This window comes from Streptococcus sp. AS20 (assembly GCF_000524255.1).
GTDB classification, from domain to species: domain Bacteria; phylum Bacillota; class Bacilli; order Lactobacillales; family Streptococcaceae; genus Streptococcus; species Streptococcus constellatus.
The window spans coordinates 45,520-69,101 of the sequence record NZ_JANS01000004.1 but is presented as its reverse complement, the minus strand read 5'-3'; the positions used below and the strand labels follow the sequence as shown (position 1 = coordinate 69,101).

Sequence of the window (23,582 nt, the reverse complement as noted above, 5' to 3'; positions counted from 1 at the left end):
CTCTCTTCTATCTTTCTTTTTTTATCCTGAACAGCCTTGCTTTGTTCATCAACTCTCTATTACTTAAACACCACAATCGTTGCTCCGCTGCCTCCGGCATTTTGCGGTGCATAGCCAAAACTCTTGACATGCTTGTTACGGCGGAGATATTTGGTGACGCCTTCGCGAATGACGCCTGTCCCAATTCCGTGGATAATGTCCACCTGTGCCATATTGTTGAGCAGGGCTTGGTCGATAAAGGTATCCAGCTCTTGCATGGCTTCTTCATAACGTTTTCCTCGCAAATCCAGTCGGGCTCTTGGTCCGCTTGTGGTTATTCGTTTCACCACATTGACCTGCTTGCGCTTAGGTTGTTCTTTTTCAGATTTGAGCAGATTAAACTCTGCTTCCTCCAAGGTCATTTTGATGAGCCCAACTTGTGCTTCCCAGCGGCCGTCCTTGAGCTGATTGACAAGTGTCCCTCTCTGACCGTAGCTAATCACCAGAATATCGTCTCCCATCTTTGGTTTCCGTGCTTTTTTAGCTTGTTTCAACACTTTATTCTGTGACAAGTCCACCGTTTCCGGAGCTAATTTTTTCAGCTGGCTTTTGGCTTCGATAATCTCATGCGGTTTAAGACTGGACTTATCATGGAGATTTTTGAGAATGCTCTCACTCTCTGACAAAGCCAGATCAACAATTTCCTGAGCTTCCAACCGTGCCTTATTGAGCTCGGTTTCTTTCTCTCGGTTAAACTCATTGTAAAGTTTTTTAAGTGCTCGGTTAAATTTGAGATTTTCCTGCTCAACCTCACGGATATTGTCTAAGCGCTTGCGGCTTTCCAGCGTTTGCTCCTCCAGTCGCTCAATGATTCGATTAACATCGCTGTCCGTATCGGTCAATTCTTGAGCATCCTTGACCACTCTATCAGATAGACCTAAACGCCTTGCGATCTCAAAGGCATTGGAGCAGCCCGGCACTCCCTGCATAAAGCGATAAGTTGGTCTTAGACTTGCCGTATCAAACTCCATGCTAGCATTTTGTACGCCAGCCATTTCAATCCCATAGGCCTTAAGCTCCGGGTAATGAGTCGTTGCCATTGTCTTGACCTGCCGCAGCCGCAAGTCCTCAAGGATAGCCATTGCAAGAGCTGCGCCTTCCTGCGGATCGGTTCCAGCTCCTAGCTCGTCCAAAAGCACCAAAGAATTTTCGTCTGACTGCTCTAAAATGGCAACAATATTGGTCATATGGCTAGAGAAAGTCGATAAGCTCTGCTCAATAGACTGCTCATCTCCGATGTCGGCAAAAATTTGGTCAAAAATCCCCACTCGACTACCATTATCCGCCAAAATAGGCAGACCAGACTGCGCCATGAGCTGAGCCAAGCCCAAGGTCTTCAGCATAATTGTCTTCCCACCTGTGTTAGGACCAGTAATGACGATTTCCGTTAAATCCGACGCAAAGTACAAATCATTAGCCACTGCATTTTCTATCAAGGGATGAGTAACATGGAGCAGGCGAATATCCTTACTATCAGACAGCATCGGCACCACCGCGCCTCTCTCCTGCATAAAACACACTTTTGCCCGAACTAGATCCAAATGCCCAATAATCCAAGCGTTATTAGCAATTTCAGCAATATGAGGACGTATTCGGTCGGACAACTCTTGCAAGATACGTAGAATCTCATGACGCTCGTCTGCCTGCGCATTGGTGATTTCTTCATTGAGGTTGACTACCGCCCTCGGCTCGATATATACTGTATTTCCACTAGCAGAAATATCATGTACCACGCCTGAAATCCGATTACGAAATGTATTCTTAACTGGCAAAACATTGCGACCATTTCGACTGGCTACTACTTGATCTACCAACATATCGCCCTTCGTTTTGAGAATATCTTGCAAAATATCTCTCACTTGAACTTCATTTTCTTGAATTTTCCGGCGAATGCGAGCTAAATTGTCACTCGCAAAGCTTTCGACAAATCCACCCTCATTGATGGCTTGCAGCAATCCTTGCAGGTTAGGAAAAGCCAGCAATTTTTCAAAAAGACGGTTCAAGCGTTGCAAATCAACATTTTCCAACTCATCATAGAAATCAGTCAATTCTTGCGTGACAGTTAAAACCCGCTTCAGAGCGAGAAATTCTTCAATGTTTAAGTCGCCTTCCAGCTCCAAACGCTTGGTCAGTCCAGTAATATCTTGAGTCGCAGCCAAGCTGAAATGCGGACGCTGCACAAAAATCTGCTGCATGTCCGTCATTTCTAAAAATGCTGTCTCCAACCGTTCCTGTTTATTAGATGGAAAAAGCTGTCCTAGCTCTAAACGGCCTTGTTCTGTTAACAGATAGGGTTCAAAGAGTGCCTTGATTTTCCCAAATTCTAATGTTTCTAAAATTTTTCTATTCATATACTTATCTTTCCCGATGAAAAAGAAACTCAGCTAGCACCACCAACTGAGTCTTTGTATTATCCAATGATTTTGGTCACCCAGAGTTGTTTTAACACTCCTGAAGTAATCGGTGTGTGACTAATAATAAAACGAGCTATACTACTTGTATTGAGATGATTTTGAACAACTGGCAAGGGAATCGTCGCCAAAACGGTTAGGAACATTTGAATCCCAAACAAGGTAACACAAAGAGCTAAAACACCACTAGCAACATTGTACCAACGCTCGTTAGCTTTTTTATTTGGAACCAAGTGGATAAAAATTCCAATAAAACGAGCTACACTATACACAATCGTATAAATGACGAGATAAGCCAGACCAGCATAAAATACCTTGTCCAACTGGAACAATTGGCTACTTGGGAAAAAATACGTAAATGTCCCTTCCTGGGCACTCGCATAAGGTACTAAAAGATTGATTTGTTTACCTAAAGATTGGTATAGTAGCCCTGCGATAATAGCTGAAACGATCGCCGAAATAGTATAATAAGTTTGTAGTACAATTCCGCGCGAGTAGCCAATGTAAAAACTCCAAGCTAAAATCAGCAAAATCACTAACGAAATCATACAGTTTCCTCTTGCTCACTAACTTTTTGCTTGTTGGCTTCTAGCACTTTCTTACGAAGTTCTTCCAGCTCTTGCTCCTTGTCATCAAACTCAATTTCACGTGACAATTGTGTCGCTAAGCTATTGACTGCCAGTAAAATAGCTAGTGTTTCATCATCAGCCATTGGCATCTTTTCTTTAATTGCGTGATATTTTTCTGTCGCAACCTTTTCGACCTCTTCCATGAATAAATTATCGTGTTCTGTTGTTAAGGTTACGCTTTTCTTTCCGAAAATAAATTTGTATCGATTTAAGTTTGCCATAAAATCACCTCAAAATATTATACCAAAAGGAAGCCATTTTGTCAGTTTTTAAAGAAATTTATCACTTTTATGGTACAATAACAATATGGAAAGTATTACCTTACAACCCAGTGAGAAACAAATTCAAAATTTTGTTGCCCAATACCAGGAACAGCTTGTTTCTAGTAAAAATCCTTATATTCGTTACCTTTTTAAGCTTGATAAGGCAACTGCCTCCATCTACACTTCAGGAAAAGTCCTCTTCCAAGGAGAAAAAGCAGAGCAGGCAGCACAATTTTTTGGCTATCAGGCTTCCAGAGAAGAAACGACAGTTCCTCAGCAAAATTGTCCTCTTATCGGGACAGATGAAGTCGGCAACGGTTCTTATTTCGGCGGACTTGCTGTTGTGGCATCTTTTGTCACACCAGAACAGCATAGGTTTCTACGAAAGCTGGGAGTTGATGACTCTAAAAGCCTGACAGACCAGAAAATCAGGCAAATCGTTCCTTTGTTAAAGGAAAAGATTCAGCACCAAGCTCTGTTACTGTCTCCCAAAAAATACAACCAAGTCATTGCTGCTGGCTATAATGCAGTCTCTGTCAAGGTTGCTCTCCACAATCAAGCTATTTATCTGTTACTACAAACAGGAGTACAGCCCCAAAAAATCGTTATTGATGCTTTCACCAGCGACAAAAATTATCAAAAATATCTCCAGCGAGAAAGCAATCATTTTCCAAACCCTATTACGTTAGAAGAAAAAGCCGAAGGCAAATACCTAGCGGTAGCAGTCAGTTCTATGATCGCACGCGACTTATTTTTAGAAAATCTTGAAAATTTAAGTCAAGAGCTCGGCTACGAATTACCTAGTGGAGCAGGAGTAAAGTCCGATAAAATCGCAAGTCAGCTTCTTCAAACCTACGGTATGAAGAGTTTGGAAGCAAGCGCAAAACTACATTTTAAAAATACTGAAAAAGCCAAAAAACTTCTAGAAAGGTAAGTTATGCAAGCAAAATCAACTACTTTTTCAAAATTTATGAAAGAATGGGGATTTTTTATCCTCTTTATGACGATCCTATTCTTATCACGCGCCTTTTTTTGGGTTCCTGTCAAGGTAGATGGTCATTCAATGGATCCGACTTTAGCTAACGGAGAATATTTATTTGTGGTCAAACACCTCCCTGTGAATCGCTTTGATATTGTCGTTGCAAGCGAAAAAGACGAAGATGGAAAAACCAAGCAAATTGTCAAGCGTGTTATCGGTCTTCCCGGAGACACTATCCGTTATGAAAATGACCAACTTTATATAAATGGTAAAAAGACTAATGAACCCTACCTTAAAAACTATATAGCAAGATTCAAAGAAGATAAATTGCAGTCAACCTATTCTTATAATAGTTATTTCCAATCTTTAGCAGATAAAGCCAAGTCCTTTACGCAAGATGCCAATGGCAACACAAACTTCACCATTGAAGTTCCAAAAGGTGAATACCTGCTTCTAGGAGATGATCGTCTCGTTTCAAAAGATAGCCGTCAGGTAGGAACGTTTAAAGCTAGTCAACTTCAAGGTGAAGCAAAATTCCGCTTCTGGCCTTTGAATAGAATTGGCACTTTCTAGTCAAGGAATTTTGCTTTGATTATTTGAGTCTGGAACATCCGTTTCCAGGCTTTTACCATATCTTTTTGATGACAAATCATAACGGTTGGTTAATCATTCTAGCTCCTTGTCAAGCAAGAAAGGTGGATAAGCTAGTTGCTTATGTGAAGGCGGGACGACAAAAGTAACTTCTTACGAAATACTGACTTTTGTCCCATTCCCATTCTTTTAGTATTAAACAGGAAAATTATGGAATTTTACTTTTCAGGTACCATCGAACGTATTATCTTTGAAAATCCCAGCAGTTTTTTTCGGATTCTGTTGCTAAATATTGACGACACCGATGCGGATTTTGATGATTTTGAGATTATTGTCACCGGCACTATGGCAGATATTATAGAGGGGGAAGACTATACTTTCTGGGGAAATCTCGTGCAACACCCTAAATATGGTGAACAGCTCAAACTAATACGCTATGAGCGTGCTAAACCAACCAGCAAAGGCTTGGTCAAATATTTTTCAAGCGACCATTTTAAAGGAATCGGTGTAAAAACAGCACAAAAAATCGTGGATCTCTACGGCGATAACACGATTGATAAGGTCTTGGCCGAACCCGAAAAATTACATGATATTGTAGGCCTTTCTGCTAAAAATCGCGAAGCCTTTATTATGAAACTAAGACAGAACTACGGTACCGAGCGAGTCCTTGCAAAGCTATCTGAATACGGCATTTCAAATAAACTTGCCTTTCAGATTCAAGATTTTTACAAAGAAGAGACTCTCGAAATTGTCGAACACTATCCTTATCAGTTAGTGGAAGATATTCAAGGAATAGGATTTAAAATTGCCGACCAACTGGCGCAAAGCTTAGGAATTGAAAGTACTGCTCCAGAGCGCTTCCGTGCAGGATTACTCCACACACTTCTAACCCAGTCCATGGAAAAAGGCGACACCTATCTTGAAGCAAAAGAGCTTCTGGAACATACGATTGAACTTCTGGAAAGCTCCCGACAGATCGAACTAGATCCAAATTCCGTTGCAGATGAGCTAGCTCATTTGATTGAAGAAGATAAAGTCCAAAATGTCGATACGAAGATTTTTGAAAACAGTCTCTTTTTTGCTGAAGAAGGAATCTGCAACAATCTCTTACGCATTCTGGAGAAGGAAAATCAAAATAAATATGAACCGGAAAAAATCGAAGCTGCTCTTACTCACATTGAGGAAGAATTTGCTATTTCCTATGATGCTATCCAGAAGCAAGCCATTTGTCATGCTATCCAGCATAAAATTTTCATCTTAACAGGTGGTCCTGGAACTGGAAAAACGACCGTTATCAATGGAATTATTGCTGTCTACGCTCTGCTACATGGTCTGGATTTACACAAATCTCAAGATTTACCTATCCTTTTAGCCGCTCCAACTGGGCGCGCTGCTAGACGCATGAATGAATTAACAGGACTGCCAAGCGCGACGATTCATCGACATTTAGGCATGACAGGAGACGATGACACCAGTCATTTAGACGATTATTTGGACGCAGATTTTATTATTGTGGACGAATTTTCAATGGTAGATACTTGGTTAGCCAATCAACTACTCAGCAATATCTCTTCCAATAGCAAGCTACTCATTGTCGGAGATGCCGACCAGCTACCCTCTGTCAGTCCTGGACAAGTGTTAGCAGATTTGCTGAAAATTCCCCTCCTTCCACAGACCAAATTAGAAAAAATTTATCGGCAGGGCGAAGATTCCACGATTGTTACCTTAGCTAGTCAGATTCAAAAAGGTGTTTTACCGCCCGACTTTACTGAAAAAAAAGCAGATCGTTCTTATTTTGAAGCGCGTAGTGAACATATTCCGCAGATGATTGAACGTATTGTAGAAGTCGCTATCCGTAGCGGTATTCCAGCTCAAGATGTGCAGGTGCTTGCTCCTATGTACCGTGGACAAGCCGGCATTGACCACATCAATAAACTCATGCAAGATCTGATTAATCCTGCCGAAAAAAAACAACTCGTCTTTGAAGCAACTGATGGTCAATATCGACAAGACGATCGGGTTATTCATCTGGTCAACGATGCTGAAAGCAATGTGTTTAATGGTGATTTAGGCTATATCACCGATTTGCTACCAGCAAAATATACGGACTCTAAGCAGGACGAACTGACTATCAATTTCGACGGCAATGAGATTGTTTATCAACGCAGTGAATGGTACAAGATTCGTCTGGCATACGCTATGAGTATCCACAAATCTCAGGGCAGTGAATTTCCAGTCGTCATTTTACCGATTACGTCCAGCAGCCACCGCATGCTGCAACGCAATCTTATCTATACTGCTATCACCCGCGCCAAGAGCAAATTGATTCTTCTTGGGGAAAAGTCTGCCTTTGCTTTTGCTGTCCAAAATACTGGGACAACACGTAAAACCTATCTGAAAGAGCGCTTTGAAGACTTTCTCAATGTAGAAAAAGTTATACACACTTCTGTGGATAATTTGGAAACAACTGTGGAAAACTATGTCTTGACTGAGGAAAATTTCTTGAAAATCAATCCCATGATTGGAATAACGGATGAAGATATTCAGAACATTTTTGGAGAATGATATAAAATAGGAGCGAGGCAGAACTAAAACTTGAAAATTTTTAATTCCTAACCTCACCCCCACAGAATTGCTCACCAACCCGAAAACTGTTGAGTTGGTGAATGACAAAAACGAAGCGTTCATCAAAAATCCTCTTCCGATCTAAAAAAGTGAATGAAGAAGGACTTACTTCGCAAATCCTAACTTCAACCCCAAAGCATCACTTTGAGCCATTAGCTACTACACTCTTGATTTATTGCATCATATCTTTTGAGGCTGAAGACTTTCGTTTCAGCCTCATTTTACATTCCAAATCCAGTTACTGTCACACCCAAAAGGCGTACACCTCTTGCTTGCTCATCTAAGCTATCATAAATCTCATGTGCAATGCGCTCAATCTGCTCTGCATCTTGCGTCCTGGTCACTAAACTTTGCCTCTTTGTCAACGTCGAAAAATCTGCATAACGAATCTTCAGGACAATCGTCTTTCCAGACTTTTCATGTTTTTTTAAACTACGAGCAACCTTTTGCGATAAAAGTGTCAATTCCTTTTTTATGTCGTCTTCGTCATATAGTAATTTTCCGTAAGTCCTTTCCTTACCAATAGACTTACGAATACGATTGACTTTCACTGGTGAATTGCTGATGCCTCTTGCCTTGCGATAAAGGTCAAAACCAAACCGCCCAAACAAATCAATCAAGGTCATCTCAGAAATTTTCAACAAATCTTCCCCCGTATAAACACCCATATCATGCAGCTTTGCTACTGTCTTTTTCCCAACACCGTAAAATTTGGCAACATCCATTTGAGACAGAAAAGATTCTGCTTCTCCCGGCAAAACCACGGTCAGCCCGTGAGGCTTTTCATAGTCACTAGCCATTTTTGCCAAAAATTTGTTATAGGAAACACCAGCAGAACTGGTCAAATGAAGCTCTGTCCATATCTCGTGCTGGATTAACTTGGCTATCTTGACAGCAGATTTCATTCTCAGCTTATTTTTGGTCACATCTAGATAGGCTTCATCAATACTAATGGGCTCAATCACATCTGTATATCGCCTGAAAATTTCTCGAATTTGCTGGCTAACCGCCTGATATTTCTCATAATTTCCCGAAATGAAAATCGCTTGCGGACAACGTTCGTACGCTTCTTTGGAACTCATTGCTGAATGCACGCCGAACTTTCGCGCTTCATAATTACAAGTCGAGACAACGCCTCGTCCACCTGTCAAACGGGGATCAGCTCCAATGATGACTGGCTTACCTTTTAGTGCTGGATTATCTCTTTCTTCTATAGCGGCAAAAAAGGCATCCATATCAATGTGAATAATTTTCCGAGACGTATCATTGATTAGAGGAAAGATTAACATCAACACAACTCCTTTCTTGCTTCTGTTCTTTCATTATACAATTTTTATATAATATTTGAAAATAGCTTGTGCTTTTTCAAATATATAATACAATTATTTCTTGTTTTTAAAACTGTATTATAAAAGAAAGTGCTTTTATAACCAGATTCTATTTGTGGAAACGATTACTATATGATATACTTACTTTATAAATGTAACAGTTCTCTGTTGCTAGAAAGATACAAGAGGAAAAAACATGGTTGTTAAAACTGTTGTCGAAGCACAAGATATTTTTGACAAAGCCTGGGAAGGCTTCAAGGGTGAAGATTGGCGAGAAAAAGCCAGTGTATCTCGTTTTGTACAAGCAAACTACACTCCTTATGATGGAGATGAAAGTTTCTTAGCTGGACCAACTGAACGTTCTCTTCACATTAAAAAAATCATTGAAGATACAAAAGCACACTATGAAGAAACGCGTTTCCCAATGGATACACGCGCCACTTCAATCGCTGACATCCCAGCTGGATATATTGACAAAGATAATGAATTGATTTATGGTATCCAAAATGATGAATTGTTTAAGTTGAATTTCATGCCAAAAGGTGGTATCCGTATGGCGGAAACTGCTTTGAAGGAACATGGCTATGAACCAGATCCTAAAATGCATGAAATTTTTACAAAATATGTAACAACTGTAAATGACGGTATTTTCCGTGCTTACACAACAAATATCCGCCGTGCACGCCATGCGCATACTGTTACAGGTTTGCCAGATGCTTACTCACGCGGACGTATCATTGGTGTTTACGCACGTCTTGCTCTTTACGGTGCAGATTACTTGATGGCAGAAAAAGTTGAAGATTGGAATGCTTTAACTGAAATTGACGAAGAAACAATCCGTCTCCGCGAAGAAATCAACCTTCAATACCAATCATTGAAAGAAGTTGTTCGGCTAGGTGACCTTTATGGTCTTGATGTTCGCAGACCTGCTATGAATGTAAAAGAAGCTATTCAATGGGTGAATATCGCTTTCATGGCTGTCTGCCGTGTCGTAAATGGTGCTGCTACTTCTCTTGGACGTGTGCCAATCGTTCTTGATATTTATGCAGAACGCGACCTTGCTCGTGGTACTTTCACAGAATCAGAAATCCAAGAATTTGTTGATGACTTCGTCTTGAAACTTCGTACTGTAAAATTTGCTCGTACAAAAGCATACGATCAACTCTACTCAGGTGACCCAACCTTCATCACAACGTCTATGGCAGGTATGGGAAATGATGGTCGTCACCGTGTGACAAAAATGGACTACCGTTTCTTGAATACACTTGACAATATCGGTAACTCACCAGAGCCAAACTTAACAGTTCTTTGGACAGATAAATTACCATATGCATTCCGTCATTACTGCATGCACATGAGCCACAAGCACTCTTCTATCCAATACGAAGGTGTAACAACAATGGCGAAAGATGGCTATGGTGAAATGAGTTGTATTTCATGCTGTGTGTCTCCGCTTGACCCAGAAAATGAAGAACAACGCCATAACATCCAATACTTCGGTGCTCGTGTAAACGTGTTAAAAGCTCTTCTTACAGGTCTTAACGGTGGTTACGATGATGTTCACAAAGATTACAAGGTATTTGACATCGAACCTATTCGTGATGAAGTCCTTGACTTTGATACTGTTAAGGCAAACTTTGAAAAATCGCTCGATTGGTTGACAGATACTTACGTAGATGCATTGAATATCATTCACTACATGACAGATAAGTACAACTACGAAGCTGTTCAAATGGCTTTCTTGCCAACCCATCAACGTGCTAATATGGGATTTGGTATCTGTGGATTTGCCAATACAGTTGATACATTGTCAGCTATTAAGTATGCGACGGTCAAACCAATCCGTGACGAAAATGGTTATATCTACGACTACGAAACTACTGGCGAATACCCACGTTGGGGCGAAGACGATCCTCGCTCAAACGAATTGGCTGAATGGTTGATTGAAGCTTACACTACTCGTCTGCGCAGCCACAAACTCTACAAGAACGCAGAAGCTACTGTATCACTTCTTACAATCACGTCTAACGTTGCTTACTCTAAACAAACTGGTAACTCACCGGTCCACAAAGGGGTATACCTCAACGAAGATGGTTCAGTGAACTTATCTAAATTGGAATTTTTCTCACCAGGTGCGAACCCATCTAACAAAGCTCGTGGTGGTTGGTTGCAAAACCTCAACTCACTAGCCAGCCTTGACTTTGGCTATGCAGCAGATGGTATCTCTCTCACTACACAAGTTTCACCTCGTGCTCTTGGTAAAACTCGTGAAGAACAAGTGGATAACTTGGTCACAATTCTTGACGGTTACTTTGAAAATGGAGGACAACACGTCAACTTGAACGTTATGGATCTTAAAGATGTCTATGACAAGATTATGAATGGTGAAGATGTTATCGTTCGTATCTCAGGTTACTGTGTCAATACCAAATACCTTACTAAAGAACAAAAAACTGAATTGACTCAACGTGTCTTCCACGAAGTTCTCTCAATGGATGATGCCCTTAGCTAATTCAATTCTATTCTCAAAAACCAGTTGGAAATTCCAGCTGGTTTTCTTCTTTTTTATGCTATAATAGAGATATTGTTAGTTAAAAGAAAAGGGTGTAAAAATGGTGAAGAAAAGAGATGTAGAAAGGGAAGACAAATTTAATCTAACTGTTGATGTCCTGATGTTAGCAGGTACGCTTCTGCTTCAAAGTGGTTCTGAAATTTATCGGGTTGAAGATACCATGATTCGGATTGCTCATTCTCAAGGAATTATGGATTGTAATGCACTCGCAATGCCAGTTGCCATTTTCTTTTCAATTGAAAACACCAATATTTCGCGTATGAAACGCATTACTCATTCAAACTATAATATTGAAAAAGTATGTGATGTCAATCAAGTGTCACGTGAGCTAGTTGGTGGGAAGATCAGTCTTGAAGAAGCTTTTAAGAAACTGATTCAGCTAAAAAAGAAAAAACCTCCATATACAAACAGGCAACTAACACTTGCTGCGACCATTAGTGCCCCTTTTTTCTCCATCATGTTTGGTGGCAATCTCTATGATGCACTCGGAGCTGCTCTTGCGACCTTCTTTGGCTTTTCTTTTTCTCTTTTGGTTAATAAATATGTGCGTATTCCCTTTGTCACAGCTTTTGCCGGTGCTTTTGTTTTTGGACTGCTGGCACAAATCTGGGCACGCTATTCTGGCTTTCCTTCAAGTGCTGACTTAATCATCGCAGGTGCTGTCATGCCTTTTGTTCCTGGTATTGCTCTAACCAATGCTGTACGTGATTTAATGACCAATCATCTCAACTCTGGAATGAGCAAAATCTTTGAAACATTGCTAATTACCCTAGCGCTAGGAGCAGGCACTTCCGTAGCTCTCGTCCTAATGAAATAAAAGGTGAATCCATTGATTGTCTTACTACAAGCTGCAGCAAGTTTTCTTGCGATTGTAACGTTCTTAATCGTTTTAAATGTTCAAAAAAGCATGCTCATTCCAGGGGGAGCTCTTGGAATGTTTATCTGGTTATTATATTATGTACTAAAAGGTCCGACAAATGTCATCATTGCTACGTTCATCGCAGCTATTATTGGGTCTTGCATTAGTCAAGTGTTGAGTATTCTCTACAAAACGCCCGCAGTCGTTTTTATCTTAGCCATTTTGGCTCCTTTGGTTCCAGGTTACCTTTCCTATCGTACAACCGCTTTTTTCGTTACCGGAAATTATAGCCACGCTATGGTAAATGCCACACTAGTGGTAATTCTGGCCTTAGTGATTTCGATCGGAATGGCAAGTGGCACAGTGGTGCTCAGACTATACCATTATCTACAAAAGCATCGCTCCTCATAATTCGACATAACTCCTGAAAATGTCCCAAGTCTTTCTTTTCGCAAGAAGGATTTTTTCTCAGTTTCCACTTTAATTATGATAAAATGGAATAGAATAAGTTTGGTATCAAACCGAAAAATATATAGAGGTAATGATGAACATTGGAATTGATAAAATTGGCTTTGCAACAGCCAATTATGTATTAAAGTTAGTCGATTTAGCAGAGGCACGTAATATTGCGCCAGAAAAATTAAGTAAGGGACTTCTGGTAAAGGAATTCAGTGTCGCTCCTGTTACAGAAGATATTGTAACGATGGGAGCAAGCGCTGCTGCAGCCATTTTGACAGAAGAAGATAAAAATGAGATTGACATGGTTATCGTAGCCAGCGAATCTGGAATTGACCAAAGCAAGGCTTCCGCTGTTTTTGTTCATGGTCTGCTCAGAATTCAGCCATTCGCACGCAGCTTTGAAATGAAAGAGGCTTGCTATAGCGCTACTGCCGCACTGGATTATGCGAAGCTGCATGTCGAAAAGCGTCCTAGTTCAAAAGTATTGGTCATTGCAAGTGACATTGCCAAGTACGGTATTGAAACACCGGGAGAGCCAACACAAGGGGCTGGAGCAGTGGCTATGCTCATCACAAATAACCCACGGATTCTCATTTTTAATGAAGATAATGTTGCTCAGACGCGAGATATTATGGACTTTTGGCGACCAAATTATTCTACAACGCCGTTTGTCAATGGTCTATATTCTACTCAGCAATATTTGGATAGTTTAGAAACGACTTGGATAGAATATCAAAAACGCAACCAAGTGTCCTTAAAAGATTTTGCAGCAGTTTGCTTCCATCTGCCTTATCCCAAACTAGCCTTAAAAGGGCTGAAAAAGATTATGGATAAGAGTTTGCCAATTGAGCAGCAAGAGCAACTACAAGCGAATTTCGAGCAATCTATTCTTTACAGCCAAAAGGTTGGGAATATCTACACAGGCTCTCTCTTTTTAGGTCTACTTTCTCTGCTTGAAAATAGTACGTCTCTTAAAGCAAGTGACCGGATTGCACTTTTTAGCTATGGGAGCGGGGCTGTGTCAGAAATCTTTAGTGGTCAGCTCGTAGCAGGCTTTAAGCAGCAACTGCAAACCAATCATCTGGAAATACTCAACAATCGCACGCTGTTAAGCATTCCAGATTATGAGAAACTATTTTTTGAAGAAGCAAATCTGGATAAAAACGGATCTGCTAGCTTTACAAACTATGAAAACCAGGACTTTGCTTTAGCAGAAATTGTTGAGCACCAACGTAGATACATCAAGGTGGAAAAATAACATGAAGTTAAGTTGGACAGGTTTTTCTAAAAAATCGCTACAAGAACGATTAAAGTTCCTGCAAGATTATCACTTGCTAACCGAAAACAATCAAGCAAACCTTGAATATAATCACACACTTCCTCTTTCAACGGCTGATCAAATGAGCGAAAATGTCATCGGAACCTTTGCCCTTCCTTACGCTTTCGTTCCCGATGTCATGGTAGACGGACAAGTTTATCAAGTTCCTTTTGTAACAGAAGAACCTTCTGTCGTTGCGGCTGCCAGCTTTGCAGCAAAAATGATTAAACGTTCTGGAGGCTTCAAAACAACCATTCACAATCGCCAAATGATTGGACAAGTTGCCCTCTATCATGTGCCAGATATTAAAAATGCCATAAACAACATTCAGGAAAAGAAGCAAAAGTTACTAGAATTGGCAAATCAAGCCCATCCATCAATTGTCAAACGTGGAGGTGGGGCACGCCATTTGCATGCGGAATACCTAAATGGTGAAGCTGAATTTCTAATCGTCTACCTAACAGTTGACACCCAAGAAGCTATGGGAGCCAATATCCTCAATACCATGCTAGAAGCATTAAAAACACCATTAGAAGAGTTATCTGGTGGTAAAAGTTTGATGGCAATTTTATCAAATTATGCGACGGAAGCCTTAGTAACTGCCACCTGTGAAATTGATATCCGTTTTCTCGACCGAAATAAGTCAGAAGCCCTTGATATTGCTAAGAAAATAGTGTTAGCAAGCCAATTTGCCAAGCAAGATCCTTATCGCGCCAGCACCCACAACAAAGGAATCTTCAATGGGATTGACGCCGTCGTACTGGCAACAGGAAATGACTGGCGGGCAATTGAAGCGGGCGCACATGCCTATGCTAGCAGAAATGGAACTTATCAAGGATTGACGACTTGGTCCATCAAGGAAGCTACTCAAACACTCTACGGAGAGATTACTCTTCCACTTCCCATCGCTACAAAAGGCGGTTCCATCGGACTCAATCCTACGGTGCAAGTTAGCTTTGACTTGCTAAACCAACCAACCGCCAAAGAGTTAGCCAGTATCATTGCGTCTATTGGTTTAGCACAAAACTTTGCGGCTTTGAAAGCACTGGTCAGTACCGGCATTCAGCAGGGTCACATGAAACTGCAAGCTAAATCTCTCGCTCTTTTAGCCGGAGCTCAAGACACAGAAATCTCTCCTTTGGTTTCTCAACTCATTTCCGAGAAAAATTTTAGTCTCAAAAGAGCACAAGAAATTTTAGAAGACTTTCGTCAAAAATCATAAGCAAAAAAGAATCCGATAAGTGAACAACTCATCGGGTTTCTTTTTTCATTTGATTTTGTGCTTCTCGCAAACGTCCATACAAAAGATAAGGTACTTGCCTTAACTCCGTCAAATTTTGACAAGCAAGTGCACACATAATCAAGCGTATATCTTCCTTCCAACTATTGATAATAGAAATGACTTCGGTTACTGAATACCTCTCGATTAATTCTAACATCGTGCGCGAAAGCCCAACAGCTTTAGCGCCTAAAACAAATGCCTTAACCATATCAAGCGGCTGACGTACTCCGCCGCTAACAAGAAGGTCCATTTTATCCATCATCGACCGAGCATTCAATAAGGCTTGGAGAGTAGACTGCCCCCAATCATTGAGATAATCTCGATTGCCGCCACGCCTGTTTTCAATATAGGCGAAGCTCGTTCCGCCACGTCCAGAAAGGTCTACTGTTCGGATACCCAAGTCATAAGCCGTTTGAATCGTCGCTAAGTCCATACCAAAACCAACTTCTTTTAGTACGATTGGGACTGTGCTTTTTTCAGCATAGTCTTTTAAATGTGCTCGCCAAGTTTTAAAGGAGCGTTCTCCTTCTGGCATGAGCAATTCTTGCATGAGATTGACGTGCACTTGCAAAAAAAGAGGATGAAGAGCTGTGATTGCATGCTGACCTAACTCATACGGCTTATCCAACCCAATATTCGTTGCAAGGAGCAGGTTGGGCCTGTCTTTGTTTACAGTATAAGAATCGTCCGCTGGATTATTCAAAGCAGCACTGTAAGATCCTGTGACAAACAGAATACCGCACGCTTCCGCTACTTGAGCCAAGCGTTGATTGATGTCTTTCCCCTTCTCGCTTCCACCTGTCATAGCATTGATGTAAAACGGAAACTCCCAGTCTCTACCTGCAAAATGCGTTGTTACATCAATCTCGTCCAAATCATACTTAGGAAGCGAGCAATGAATGAGCTCCATATCATCAAAACTATTATAAGGCGACTCGTACTTGAGTGCGTACTTTATGTGTTCATCTTTACGATTTTGGCTCATCTATCCCACCTCTCCTTATGTAAAACCTCGATTCCTGCTGCTTGCCAACGCTCCACTAAGATTTGACTGGCTTCGGAATCAAAAGACAGGGCTATGCCACAGTCACCACCGCCAGCGCCGCTGCTCTTTGCCACACAGTCCAATCCTTGACTAGATCTTTTTAAAGCTCTCAATTTTTCATTATAAATAGCAGGGCTAAGTTGCAGCAGGAGGCAACTAACTTTTTCTAGACTTTGCTTCACAATTTCTTTCTCACCAACAAGCAACGCTTTCTCCAGTCGAAGGACTTCTTCTTGCGTTTGTGTTAAAAAGCTTGATGAGATTTTTGCTTTGACTTGATTGATGAGAACGCTAGAAATAGCTGGTTCTCTCGTCCAGCCCACGAGGAAATCACATGGAAGCTGTGGATGGATTGTCCGAATAATGTATCCCCAATCTTGTGTCACTATCTTTTCTAAAGGAAGCTCATTGATCTGCTCTGCTATTTTTTTTCGATTAAAAGATTGGTAATAAATCAAGTCCTCATAGGCGATACAAGCTACATCCCCCATTGAACCATTATCTCCCCGTTTAAGGAGGACATAGGCTGCCAACTTAAAGGTTTCATCCGCAGATAATGGCACATCAAACAAAGATGCTATCGCCCTTATCGTCACAACCACTACGCTACCACTAGACCCCAAACCGATTTTTTTCCCATCTCGTTCCATTTTTCCAGTAATGGTTAAAGAAAAAGGGCTTAATGAAATAGATTGACTTTGTAAAAACTCATCCATGACAGCAACCGTGTCTTGAATGAGACTGTAATCATCATCAGGTGTCAGATCCACAGCATGGTCAAACATATCTGAAAATAAGCGATACTGTTCAGCAAAATGAATTTTCCCAGTCATGTAGATAGGAATATGTTTCAAAATCGCTCCTTGCCCCGCCGTCAAGACAGAATATTCTCCTGCTAAATATAATTTCCCACATGTTCTTACTGTCTTAGTCATCTGGTAATTCCTTCGTTTTAGAAACAATGAGATGATATTTTTCAGCAAATATTGGTACTAAATGTTCCAAATCTTCTTCTAAACACAAAACTTTTACATTTGGTCCTGCATCCATGGTGAAATAGCAGCGCTCTCCCTCACTTCGTAATTGCTTAACAAAATCCATTGCTTCATAACTTTTCTCGGTCAAATAAGAAAAAGGAGGGCTTGCAGTCTGAGTGGTAGCATGCATGGCAAGTGCATTTTTTTCTGTTAGTTCTCCAATTTTAGAAAAATGATTGTTAGAAAGATAAATCAACATAGCTTTGTAATCTTCTTCTGACTGTCTCACCCAATCATCAAATATTGTTGAAGTTTCTGCACACCGTTTCATACCTTCACGACTCGAAATGGGCTTTTTCTGATCATATAAGACCAACATAATCATGGCTAATTTCAAATCCGTCTTTACTGGATAAATTTCACCACTATCTTTGTTCCAAGCCGAAATTGGACCATAAAAACTCCGCGAAGACGAGCCAGAAGCTAATTTTGCTTTTTGCGCCAGTTGTTTTGTGGACAAGTGTAGTCCAAAAAATTCATTGCATGCCTTAACGAGGGCAGATAAACCGCTTGAACTAGAAGATAACCCTGCTGCTGTCGGCATATTATTTTTTGTATCAATTCGCACAAACCCAGATCCTGCAGGACGGAAACGATCTATGATTTCACTCATTTTTTTGTGTTCAATTTGATCTTGCAAAATACCATTGATGTAAAATTCATCTGACTGGGCACTGACCGGCAAACTTGATAAGCTCGTTTCTGTGTACATATTTTCCAAGGTCAAAGAAATGCTGCTCGTCGCAGGAATCATCTTAGCAGTATCTTTCTTACCCCAATATTTGATAATAGCAATATTAGCATAAGACCGCACGTTTACAGACTTTCGATCCATGTATGCACCGCTCCTTTCTCTCTCAATAACTGGGATAGCCAACTAGCTTTTTCTTTGTTAGCCACTAGAGCAATGATGCAACCGCCAAGACCACCACCGCTCATTTTCGCACCAACTGCTCCATTTGCTTGCGCTATGGAAACCAGTTTATCTGCTTCTGAGCAACTAACACCTAAACTTTTTAGGCTTAGATGAGCTTCTGACATAGCCATACCAATTGCTTCTAAATCTTTAATTTTCAACGCTGCTTCAACTTCATTCGTCAATTTACCAAGCTGATGCAAATGTGGCAAAGCCCTTCTTCCAATACTTTCCACCTTTTGAATCGCTTCGCGTGTATGCCCATAAATCCCTGTATCTGCTATCACAAGATAAGCTCCAAGATTCGTCTCGAACTCTGAAAAACCAACATTTTTGATAAATTTAATAGCACGATCGCTCAAGCAAGTCTTCGCATCCAATCCACTCGGATTCATGTGGGCAATCATCTCCGCTCGATTCGCTAAAATCTCAAGAGTTTCTTTATCTAAATCTTGCTCATAATAGTCAAAGACAGCTCGAATCGCAGCAATGCTCACTGCTGCAGAAGAACCCATTCCCCGCTTTTCAGGTACCATTGATTCAATCTCGCAACGAATATCAGCCTCTTGTATCCCTAAAAATTCTAAAGAAGCAAAAACCGCCATAGAGAGGGTATCCTCCTCGTATAAAACCCACGTATGATTTGACGGTAGAATACGACAAGTCACTTCGATATTATTTAAAGGCAAGGCTAACGCAGGGTAACCATATACAACAGCATGTTCCCCTATCAAAATAATTTTACTATGTGCCCGACCGACACCTACTTTTTTCGTCATAGTTTCTCTCTATATCACATACTTCATCTATTATTTTAATATAATTCAGAGAAAAAAGCGATTGTTAATTTCCAATTCCTTTTATATTAAAAACTAATTTATTTCAACTCCTAAAACAGCGAAAAAGAGCAGGAAACCCAGCTCTTACTCTTACTGTCTTCATTTTTACAGTTCTTGTTTTATAACATCCATGAGCTTATTGCGTTCTAAAATCCACTGCTCACGTTCATCCTTCTCATACGTCCGATTGGAAAGAAAAATAACTGCTTTCTGCTGCGCACGATTAAACATAATGAACGTTCCTGTATAGCCTGTGTGCTGCAGCCATTCTCCATCTAAATCCCAGGCAAGGCTACGCTCTTTACCGGTTTCTTTTGAAAAATTTTGCCGCAAAGCTGCTGCAAAATCATCCTGCAAATAATGTTCCAAAAATATTTCTAAATCCTGAACAGTAGAAAACAGACCCGCACTCCCTGCATGTCTGCCCAATACACGCGCTTTTGGGTCATGTACAATTCCTGCTTTCACACCACGAACAGTCGGAACTGCCTGTGCGACAGGTCCAAAGACTGTTTTTCTCATATTCCATGGTTGAAAAATCTTCTGCTTAAATATGCCAGTCAAAGATTGACCAAAGATTTCTTCCAACATAAACCCTAACAACAAGAAATTCACATCTGTATAACGAAAACTCTTGTCGTCTAGTACTGTCAAATGATTCAAGGCATCCGTTAATTCTGTGGCATTGAGTGCATCTCGATTGGGAATAAAAGGATCGAGCCCTGATGTGTGAGTGGCTAGCTGCCTCACCGTGACAGAATCATCCTGAAAAGCTGGGTAGTAATTCGTCAAAGGCTGATTAAGATCAACAGCTTGCTGATCCACCAAGAAAGCAAGTATCGTTCCGACACCCACAACCTTGCTGACGCTTGCCAAGTCATACAATAATCTCGCCCGTGTTTTCTCACCCTGTTCAGGATTGCTCTCACCAAAATAGTATTCTTGCCACTTTCCATGAGCATATAAAGCTAAGCTAGCTCCAGGATAGATTTGCTGCAATATCTGCTGCTCGACTTTTGAGAGAATCTTATTCAAACTCATACCGCTTCAATCCAAACTTCAATCTGGCTGTCATCTTTTGTTAAGAAAAATTTACCCGATTTAGGTATAAAATTTTCTCTTCCTTGAAATAAGGTTTGCAAAGCTGCTACGTCGAACTGTTCAACGGTAAATTTAAACATTGCCAAGTCCCAAGTTTGACTGCTCTCTGTCACCAAATCTGGCCCATCTGCTTGTGAGAATGCTAGAATAGACTGATTTTCTAGCCATTCCCGATAAAAAGTGACTGCCTTTTCCTCATCTAGAACGTTAATCTGAATTTGCTCTATGGTAAATTGACTAAGTCCAATAAAATCCTCTAGCGGCTCAAATGCTGGGACTATCAGCATTCTATCCAAAGTCGTCCAGTCTTCCTCACTATGCAATAAAAACTTATCTCCTTCTGGAGAGCTTGCTTCAAAGGCATAACCATTTTTCCCTTGATACAGCGTATCAATCTTGTTGCCACGTGCTAAAAGTGCTTCAATTTCCTGTGGATTGGCTACTTTGATAATGATTTTTGCTAATTTTTTCGCACCCACCACTCTTCGAGTGCGCATACTAGGTGACTCTTCTAGCTGTAATTTTTCAACCTTTGTTTGATCTCCAAGACTGACAAAAGCACCTTCCTCTAGCAAGTCTTTCATTCCCAATGTTTGACAATAAAAAGCTAGATTGTTTTTCCGATTGTTGATTTTCAATACCGGTATCATATTTACAATTTTATTTGTTGAACGCATAACTTCCTCCAAGCCTTTCTATTTTAAATAATTTTTGTATATTTTACAAATATTTATGTTCAAATAGAAAAAATTGTACTATTACTGATAAATATTTTGCGCCACTACCAAATCATTTGCTGACTCAAATTCATATTGCAGATAAGATTGATAAGTTCCCGGAGTAATAATCCCACGCATATCTAAAATAGCTGTTCCAGCCTGTCCAATAATACTGTCTGCAAGCAAGCAGCAATTAGTAGACAAGATAAAATAGGTTTTAAACTGACTCGTTTTAAACTTATATAATTGAGCTCCTAATCCATGCTTCAATTTATAAGCATATGTATGGTCATTATTTTTTAACTCAGCCGATGGATTCCACACTGCCAGTAGTTCATCAATTTCAGCCAAGCGTTTCTCCACAGCACGTTTTTGTGCATCTGTTAAAGACAAACCATAGCCAAACAAGGTTTTCTTGCTTTCTTGCTTACACAGTTCAATATAAGCATCTTTATCCACTTTAAACAAAACACCATCTCCGATCGTGCCAAATAAACGCTCTGAAAAGACATCATAACTGCCATAAGAAATAACTTTTCCTTGATAACAAATATCAACATGCCCAATCATCCCAAAAAGATTTTGATCCGATGTATGAACGAGCACTTCTAAGTCAACCGACTTTTGATCATTTTGAATACGGCTGTAAACTTTTTGGTGACCTCGTTTTTCACCCTGCAACAAATGATTGAAACGATTCAATTGCTCTGCTGGAAAAAAGGCGGCAATAATGACAGGCAGATTAATCCGAATACGGCGCCAAAGCTGTTTTTGTTCCAAATCTGTATTGAAAAAAGCACCATCACGAACATTGGAAAAGCCTAACAATATCAGGTAAATACCAACGATCAAAAATTGTAAACGCCCATCTGTACTGGGTGAAAAAATGGTTGTTAAACCAATTCCTCCATAAAGTACGGTATCAAAAAAATAGCGAAAACCACCTTTTAATTTATTTTGACGATAAAGAAGATAAGTAATACCATAAACTGCCGCCGTACACAACTGATAACAACCTAATATAATAATGATAATATTGACCGGCAAATTACTGGCACGGTTGAAAAAGCCAACAACCAGTCCTACAAGAACATGAAAAAAAGCAGAGCTTAGACTAATACGATTCTTCTTGACTAAAAAACGAAAGAAGAGGTTGCTAACTCCGACAAATATAAAGTAGATACCTAATAAATCTAGAGCGAATTTTGTAACATCAACACCATTTGCGATAATAATGACTCCAAAAAGAATCGCCAAAATGCCGAATAACAGTGTCCGTCTGCCACTTAATCTATCTAATTCCATCTCATCTCTCCCAAATAAAAGATGGGAGCAGGACAAAATCGGTATTTCGCAAAAAACGATTTTGCCTTCTCACTCCCGCATAATGACTAACTTTGTTGTCATTTTTCACACAGCAAGAATTTAGAACTACCAGTCAACCACTGCGTTTCGTTGTAAAAATAATATATATTGTAAGAGGCTGAAACATTTTGGTCTCAAACTCATTACATTTGTTATCTCTAACCTGCCAGTACAACATTTTCACTCAGTAAGCGTCTAGTCACTTTCCCATTTTTAGCTCAATCTGTCGCTTGCCCATCAAAAAACGGCTCGCAAGAACCGTTCTTCATTTTTACGGATTATCCATAAATCAACTTGTAAAGTGCCACAGCAACAATACCGGCAAGAATCGGAGATACGACTGGTACCCAAGCATACCACCATTTTGAATCTCCTTTATGTTCACCAAGAACTGATTTCGGAAGAAGGAAGTGAAGAATACGTGGGCCTAAGTCACGTGCAGGGTTCAGACCTGGACCTGTAGGACCACCGAGTGATGTCACCAATGCCATCACAAGAAAACCAAGCGCTAAATGAGCCACAGCGAGACCAGCATTGATGTGGGATCCAATGGCAACTTTTCCTTGAAGTTGTGTTGCATCAACTCCTCGAGTTGCAGCGTATTTGATAACTTCTGCACCAAAATAATTTTTGGTCATCGCCATTGCCGCAAAGAACAGCACAAACGATCCAATAAATTCATTGATAAAACCATTTATCATAGAAGCAGCATGTGATTGCTTGCTTCCATCATCTGTATTCACAATGGTTGAGAACGAACCCAAAATAGCATTTGGATTGGTTGTTTGTAAGTAATAAGGGCGGTGACTTGCTACTACTAGTGCTTGACCAAACATTGCTCCTAATAACTGTGCAATAATGTAAGGTGCGACTTGCACCCAAGGGAAGTAACCGCTAATCGCAAGTCCTAGTGTGAAAGCAGGATTGATATGGTTTCCTGATACATTTCCAAACATAAGAGCAGGAATCATAACCCCCATACCGTAACCAACTGCAATGACTAACCAGCCACTTTGATGACCTTTCGTACCCTTTAACTCAACATTGGCAACAGCTCCGTTCCCCAAGATAATGAGAATTGCCGTTCCAAGAAATTCTGTAATATATTTCACAATCCATGTGACGTCCATTTTTGTTCTCCTCTTTCATTAAAAAATTTTAGACAAATCCTATTTTATCAGTTACAATGGATAATGTAAAGGTTA

The 23,582-nt window shown here is 40.3% G+C and carries 20 protein-coding genes; 8 read left to right on the top strand and 12 right to left on the bottom strand.

Features of this window, described 5'->3' with window-relative positions:
• Nucleotides 1-59 precede the first annotated feature (59 nt).
• The 3 genes from HMPREF1514_RS00825 to HMPREF1514_RS00815 are packed head-to-tail and all read right to left on the bottom strand — an operon-like array spanning nt 60 to nt 3,300.
• Entirely contained in the window at nt 60-2,390 is a 2,331-nt protein-coding gene (locus HMPREF1514_RS00825) for an endonuclease MutS2 (RefSeq protein ID WP_037596549.1), read from the bottom strand.
• 59 nt (nt 2,391-2,449) lie between these two features.
• Nucleotides 2,450-2,998, bottom strand: coding sequence for a CvpA family protein (locus HMPREF1514_RS00820; protein ID WP_037596546.1), 549 nt, complete (start codon nt 2,996-2,998; stop codon nt 2,450-2,452).
• The gene (locus HMPREF1514_RS00815) at nt 2,995-3,300 is read right to left on the bottom strand and encodes a hypothetical protein (RefSeq protein ID WP_003070932.1); all 306 of its coding nucleotides are present in this window, start codon (nt 3,298-3,300) and stop codon (nt 2,995-2,997) included. Before HMPREF1514_RS00815 ends, HMPREF1514_RS00820 begins: the two co-directional genes overlap by 4 nt.
• 85 nt (nt 3,301-3,385) lie before the next feature.
• Between HMPREF1514_RS00815 and rnhC the strand changes: the two genes are divergently transcribed.
• The 3 genes from rnhC (at nt 3,386) to recD2 (ending at nt 7,477) form a co-directional block, all read left to right on the top strand.
• Complete coding sequence (gene rnhC / locus HMPREF1514_RS00810) at nt 3,386-4,276, top strand: ribonuclease HIII (protein ID WP_037596544.1); 891 nt, start codon at nt 3,386-3,388, stop codon at nt 4,274-4,276.
• A gap of 3 nt (nt 4,277-4,279) precedes the next feature.
• A complete protein-coding gene (lepB, locus tag HMPREF1514_RS00805; protein ID WP_037596541.1) occupies nt 4,280-4,894 on the top strand; it encodes a signal peptidase I in 615 nt (204 codons plus the stop codon).
• Nucleotides 4,895-5,122: 228 nt separating this feature from the next.
• Nucleotides 5,123-7,477 carry an SF1B family DNA helicase RecD2 gene (gene recD2 / locus HMPREF1514_RS00800; protein ID WP_037596538.1) on the top strand — a complete coding sequence of 785 codons (2,355 nt, stop codon included), beginning with the start codon at nt 5,123-5,125 and terminating at the stop codon, nt 7,475-7,477.
• Nucleotides 7,478-7,758: 281 nt separating this feature from the next.
• Here recD2 and dinB read toward each other — a convergent pair whose 3' ends face one another.
• Nucleotides 7,759-8,826, bottom strand: a complete 1,068-nt coding sequence (gene dinB, locus HMPREF1514_RS00795; RefSeq protein WP_003070937.1) for a DNA polymerase IV — start codon at nt 8,824-8,826, stop codon at nt 7,759-7,761.
• Nucleotides 8,827-9,061: 235 nt separating this feature from the next.
• Between dinB and pflB the strand changes: the two genes are divergently transcribed.
• From pflB to HMPREF1514_RS00770, 5 genes are all read left to right on the top strand, one after another.
• Nucleotides 9,062-11,377, top strand: a complete 2,316-nt coding sequence (gene pflB / locus HMPREF1514_RS00790; RefSeq protein WP_003070939.1) for a formate C-acetyltransferase — start codon at nt 9,062-9,064, stop codon at nt 11,375-11,377.
• Between the two features lie 100 nt (nt 11,378-11,477).
• A complete protein-coding gene (locus HMPREF1514_RS00785; protein ID WP_037596535.1) occupies nt 11,478-12,254 on the top strand; it encodes a threonine/serine exporter family protein in 777 nt (258 codons plus the stop codon).
• Nucleotides 12,255-12,266: 12 nt separating this feature from the next.
• Nucleotides 12,267-12,707: a threonine/serine exporter family protein gene (locus HMPREF1514_RS00780; RefSeq protein ID WP_006270632.1), complete on the top strand. Its 441-nt coding sequence runs from the start codon at nt 12,267-12,269 to the stop codon at nt 12,705-12,707.
• A gap of 133 nt (nt 12,708-12,840) precedes the next feature.
• A complete protein-coding gene (locus HMPREF1514_RS00775) occupies nt 12,841-14,013 on the top strand; it encodes a hydroxymethylglutaryl-CoA synthase (RefSeq protein WP_037596532.1) in 1,173 nt (390 codons plus the stop codon).
• Nucleotide 14,014: 1 nt separating this feature from the next.
• Complete coding sequence (locus HMPREF1514_RS00770) at nt 14,015-15,295, top strand: hydroxymethylglutaryl-CoA reductase, degradative (protein WP_037596530.1); 1,281 nt, start codon at nt 14,015-14,017, stop codon at nt 15,293-15,295.
• Between the two features lie 28 nt (nt 15,296-15,323).
• Here HMPREF1514_RS00770 and fni read toward each other — a convergent pair whose 3' ends face one another.
• The 8 genes from fni to gla form a co-directional block, all read right to left on the bottom strand.
• A complete protein-coding gene (fni, locus tag HMPREF1514_RS00765) occupies nt 15,324-16,340 on the bottom strand; it encodes a type 2 isopentenyl-diphosphate Delta-isomerase (RefSeq protein WP_037596528.1) in 1,017 nt (338 codons plus the stop codon).
• Nucleotides 16,337-17,335, bottom strand: a complete 999-nt coding sequence (locus tag HMPREF1514_RS00760) for a phosphomevalonate kinase (protein WP_037596525.1) — start codon at nt 17,333-17,335, stop codon at nt 16,337-16,339. Before HMPREF1514_RS00760 ends, fni begins: the two co-directional genes overlap by 4 nt.
• Complete coding sequence (gene mvaD, locus HMPREF1514_RS00755; RefSeq protein ID WP_037596523.1) at nt 17,328-18,272, bottom strand: diphosphomevalonate decarboxylase; 945 nt, start codon at nt 18,270-18,272, stop codon at nt 17,328-17,330. Before mvaD ends, HMPREF1514_RS00760 begins: the two co-directional genes overlap by 8 nt.
• On the bottom strand, nt 18,254-19,132 hold the full coding sequence (gene mvk, locus HMPREF1514_RS00750; RefSeq protein WP_006270628.1) for a mevalonate kinase: 879 nt from the start codon (nt 19,130-19,132) through the stop codon (nt 18,254-18,256). Before mvk ends, mvaD begins: the two co-directional genes overlap by 19 nt.
• Before the next feature lie 165 nt (nt 19,133-19,297).
• Nucleotides 19,298-20,233: a serine hydrolase domain-containing protein gene (locus tag HMPREF1514_RS00745; RefSeq protein ID WP_037596519.1), complete on the bottom strand. Its 936-nt coding sequence runs from the start codon at nt 20,231-20,233 to the stop codon at nt 19,298-19,300.
• Nucleotides 20,230-20,970, bottom strand: coding sequence for a CppA N-terminal domain-containing protein (locus HMPREF1514_RS00740; RefSeq protein ID WP_037596517.1), 741 nt, complete (start codon nt 20,968-20,970; stop codon nt 20,230-20,232). The genes HMPREF1514_RS00745 and HMPREF1514_RS00740 overlap by 4 nt, the downstream gene beginning before the upstream one ends.
• Before the next feature lie 81 nt (nt 20,971-21,051).
• Nucleotides 21,052-22,317 (bottom strand): HdeD family acid-resistance protein, encoded by a 1,266-nt coding sequence (locus HMPREF1514_RS00735; protein ID WP_037596514.1) that lies wholly within the window; start codon nt 22,315-22,317, stop codon nt 21,052-21,054.
• Nucleotides 22,318-22,655: 338 nt separating this feature from the next.
• A complete protein-coding gene (gla, locus tag HMPREF1514_RS00730) occupies nt 22,656-23,507 on the bottom strand; it encodes an aquaglyceroporin Gla (protein WP_006269234.1) in 852 nt (283 codons plus the stop codon).
• Nucleotides 23,508-23,582 lie beyond the last annotated feature (75 nt).